2 protein-coding genes and 2 pseudogenes are annotated in these 3939 nt (G+C 64.0%); 1 reads left to right on the forward strand and 3 read right to left on the reverse strand.

The window, feature by feature from the left end; translation table 11 throughout:
* Together MOV75_RS29750 and MOV75_RS29755 are read right to left on the reverse strand one after the other, a co-directional pair.
* Positions 1-110 (reverse strand): annotated as a pseudogene (locus MOV75_RS29750) (NADH-quinone oxidoreductase subunit J); the annotation flags it as partial.
* Between the two features lie 2 nt (positions 111-112).
* Positions 113-3019: pseudogene (locus MOV75_RS29755) on the reverse strand (efflux RND transporter permease subunit); the annotation flags it as partial.
* Positions 3020-3107: 88 nt separating this feature from the next.
* Here MOV75_RS29755 and MOV75_RS29760 point away from each other — a divergent pair.
* On the forward strand, positions 3108-3398 hold the full coding sequence (locus MOV75_RS29760; RefSeq protein ID WP_246926796.1) for a hypothetical protein: 291 nt from the start codon (positions 3108-3110) through the stop codon (positions 3396-3398).
* Here MOV75_RS29760 and MOV75_RS29765 read toward each other — a convergent pair.
* Positions 3364-3939 (reverse strand): methyl-accepting chemotaxis protein (locus MOV75_RS29765; RefSeq protein ID WP_247007108.1); only part of this gene is annotated, 576 nt, incomplete at its 5' end. The two genes, MOV75_RS29760 and MOV75_RS29765, sit on opposite strands and share 35 nt — an antisense overlap.

Genomic DNA, 3939 nt, shown 5'->3' on the forward strand with positions numbered 1-3939 from the left:
AGCTCGAACAGGAAGATGCCGCCGATCACGAGGCCGACCGGCAGGTACTCGATGAAGCCCTCGCGCAGCTCGAGGAAGTCGACGTCGAGCATCATGATCACGAACAGGAACCGCCGAGCGCCTCGTAGCGCTCGCGCGCGAAGGAGATCACGAGCACGCTGTTGGCGGTGGCAACGCCCATGCACATGATGGCGCCCGTCAGCGCCGGGACCGACAGCGTGGTCCCGGTCGTGAACAGCATCCAGACGATGCCGGCGAGCGCGGCCGGCAGGGCGGTGATGATCACGAACGGATCGGACCAGGACTGGAAGTTCACAACGATCAGGAAATAGATCAGCACGACCGCACCCAGCAGACCGAACAACAGGCCGGTGAAAGCGCTGTTCATGGTCTGCACCTGGCCGAGCAGCACGACGGAGGAGCCCTTCGGCACTTCCTTGGCGGTGTCGGCGATTACCTGTCGGATGTCCGCGGCGACCGCGCCGAGATCGCGGCCCGAGGTCGTCGCAAAGATCTGCACCATCGACTGGATGTCGTATTGCGAGACCACCGCGCTCGAGGCCGATCGCTTGATGTCGGCAATGCCGCCGAGGATCGGCGACTGCGCATTGCCGGCCGCGGTGATCGGCAGCGTCTGCAGCGCGCTGAGCGAGTCGATCTGGTATTGCGGCGTCTGCATCACGATCGAGTAAGACACGCCGTTGTCGGGGTTGAGGTAATAGGTCGGCGCCACCTGTGAGGAGCCGGCGAGATTGACCACGAGGCTGTTGGTGACGTCGCGCTCGGTCAGACCGACATATTGTGCGCGGGTGCGATCGACATCGATGTTGAAGGTCGGCGCGTTCGGCGATTGCTGGATGCGGGCATCGGCAACGCCGGGGATCCTGCGGACCTTGGCCAGCAAATTGTTGGCGTAAGCGAAGTTGGCGGCAAGGTTGGCGCCGCGGATCTGCAGGTCGATCGGCGCCGGCGCCCCGAAGTTCAGGATCTGGCTGACGATGTCAGCCGGCAGGAACGCGAAGCTGACGCCGGGGAACAACCGCGGCAATTGCTCGCGCAGCACCTTGACGTGCTCCTCGGTCGGCTTGTGGCCCTCTTTCAGCTTGATCTGGATGTCGCCGTCCTGCGGACCGATCACGCCGGTGTTGTTGTAGGTCATGTTGATACCGGAGATCGGCATGCCGATATTGTCGGTCATGGTCTCGATCTCGCCCGGGATCAGCTTGCGGACCGCTTTCTGCACGTCGGCGAGCTGGTTGGCGGTCTCCTCGACGCGGGTGCCGACTTGCGTGCGGACATGCATCAGGATGTTGCCGGCATCGACCGCGGGAAAGAAGTTGCGACCGAGGAACGGCACCAGCGCGAAGGACAGGCCGACGACACAGATGAAGCCGATCACGAACACCGCACGGTGCGCCAGCGCGAGCCCGAGGAAGTCATGATAGCCGCCGCGGATGCGCTCGAACCGCGCCTCGAAGCCGCGCTGGAACCAGACAAAGGGATTGCGTGATCTCGGCGGCCCGCCCTCGTGATGGACATGCGCCTTCAACAGATAGTTCGCCATGGTCGGCACCAGCGTGCGCGACAGGATGAACGACCAGATCATCGCGAACATCACGGCTTCGGCCATCGGCACGAACAGGAAGCGGGCGACGCCGGTGAGGAAGAACATCGGCACGAACACGATGCAGATACACAGCAGCGACACGAAGGCCGGCGTCACGATCTGGTTGGCGCCGTCGAGGATCGACTGCTCGACCGGCTTGCCCTGCTCCAGATGGTAGTTGATGTTCTCGATGGTCACGGTGGCGTCGTCGACGAGGATGCCGACCGCGAGCGCGAGGCCGCCGAGCGTCATGATGTTCAGCGTCTCGCCGATCGCCGACAGCATGATGATGGCGCCGAGCACCGACAGCGGGATCGAGACCGCGATGATGATCGTGGAGCGCCAGCTGCCGAGGAACAACAGGATCATGACGCTGGTGAGCAGCGCCGCGATCACGCCCTCGACCGCGACGCCTTGAATCGCGCCACGGACGAACACCGACTGGTCGCCGATGAAGCCGATCTTGAGCGCGTCGGGGAGCTGGTCCTTGACGTCGATGACCTTCTGCTTGATGCCGGCGATGATATCGAGCGTCGAAGTCGCGCCCGCCTTCAGCACCATCATCAGCACGGAGCGGTTGCCGTCGACGTGGACGATGTTCGTTTGCGGCGGATTGCCGTCGCGCACGGTCGCGACATCGCGCACATAGACCATTGCGCCGTTGACGGTCTTGATCGGCAGGTTGCCGAGTTCGTCGATTTTCAGCGGCGAATTGTTGAGCTGGATGTTGTATTCGAACTGGCCGATCTTCTGGGTGCCGACCGGCGTGATCAGGTTCTGGGCCGCGAGCGCATTGGCGACGTCCTGGCCGGACAGGCCGCGGGCCTGGAGCGCGGTGGGATCGAGATCGATCTGGACCTGGCGTTGCTTGCCGCCGAACGGATAGGGGATCGCGGCGCCGGGCACGGTGACCAGCGGCGTGCGGAGCTGGTTGATGCCGATATCGGCGAGGTTCTGCTCGGTGAGGCCGTCGCCCGACAGCGCCACCTGGATGATCGGCACGGTGGACGCCGAGTAGTTCAGGATCAAGGGCGGCGTCGCGCCCGGCGGCATCTGCTTGATCAACGTCTGCGAGATCGCGGTGACCTGCGCGTTGGCGGTGCGGATGTCGACGTTGGGCTGGAAGAAGATCTTGATGATGCCAAAGCCGTTGTAGGAATTGGCCGTGATGTGCTCGATGTCATTGACCGTCGTCGTCAGCGCACGCTGGAATGGCGTCGTGATACGGCCGGACATCTGGTCCGGCGGCAGGCCGGTGTACTGCCAGACCACGCCGATCACGGGAATGCGGATGTCCGGAAAGATGTCAGTCGGCGTCCGCAGAGCAGCGAGCGGTCCGATGATCAGCAGCAGAAGCGCGAGCACGACGAACGTATAGGGCCGGCTCAGGGCAATACGGACCAGAGCAATCATGCGCCAGGCAAATCCGGGTCAAGCAAGGAAGAAATCCGTCCCCACGGGGATCCCTTTTCCCTTTACCTGAGCACCGGCGGAAACGCCAATGGCTCGCGGCTATCCCGCATTCACTTCCATGCTACCGCACTGCGAAATCGACATCGCAGCCATGCGTGCGTCAGCCTCACGCGGCGCGGACGGAGTTCAGGAACTTGCCGACTCGAGCTTGAGACGATTGGAATCGCGCGACAGCATCTGCGCCGCCGACAGTACCTGCGATCATGCTACCGATGACGAAAAGAAAAGCGAGCGGCGCTTTTGGCGCCGCTCGCTTTCTCGCAACGATGGTGTTCGCGAAGGATTTACGCCGCGCGCACGTTGGTCAGGAATTTGCTGACCTCGCTCTTCAGCCGGCCCGAGTCGTTCGACAGCATTTGCGCCGCCGACAGCACCTGTGAGGAGGCCGTGCCGGTCTCGGTCGCGCCACGCTGCACGTCGGTGATGTTGGAGGAGACCCGCTGCGTGCCCTGCGCGGCCTGCTGCACGTTGCGGGCGATCTCTTGCGTCGCCGCGCCCTGCTCTTCCACCGCCGCTGCGATCGCCGACGATATCTCCGAGAGACGCTCGATGGTCGAGGAGATCTCCTTGATGGCGCCAACCGAATCGTTGGTCGCCGCCTGGATGCCGGAGATCTGCTGGCCGATCTCGCCGGTCGCCTTCGCGGTCTGCTCGGCGAGCGCCTTGACCTCGGAGGCCACCACCGCGAAGCCGCGGCCGGCTTCACCGGCACGTGCCGCTTCGATGGTCGCATTCAACGCCAGCAGATTGGTCTGGCCGGCGATGGTGTTGATCAGCTCGACGACGTCGCCGATGCGGGACGCGGCCTTGGACAGTTCGCTGACGCGTTCGGTGGTGGCGCGCGCCTGGCCGACGGCGTC

The organism is Bradyrhizobium sp. PRIMUS42 (assembly GCF_023006515.1).
In the GTDB taxonomy this organism is placed as follows: domain Bacteria; phylum Pseudomonadota; class Alphaproteobacteria; order Rhizobiales; family Xanthobacteraceae; genus Bradyrhizobium.

Excerpts from the sequence above, each read along its gene's own strand:
- MOV75_RS29760 (WP_246926796.1), top strand. The coding sequence starts at position 3,108 with ATGGCTCGCGGCTATCCCGCATTCACTTCCATGCTACCGCACTGCGAA.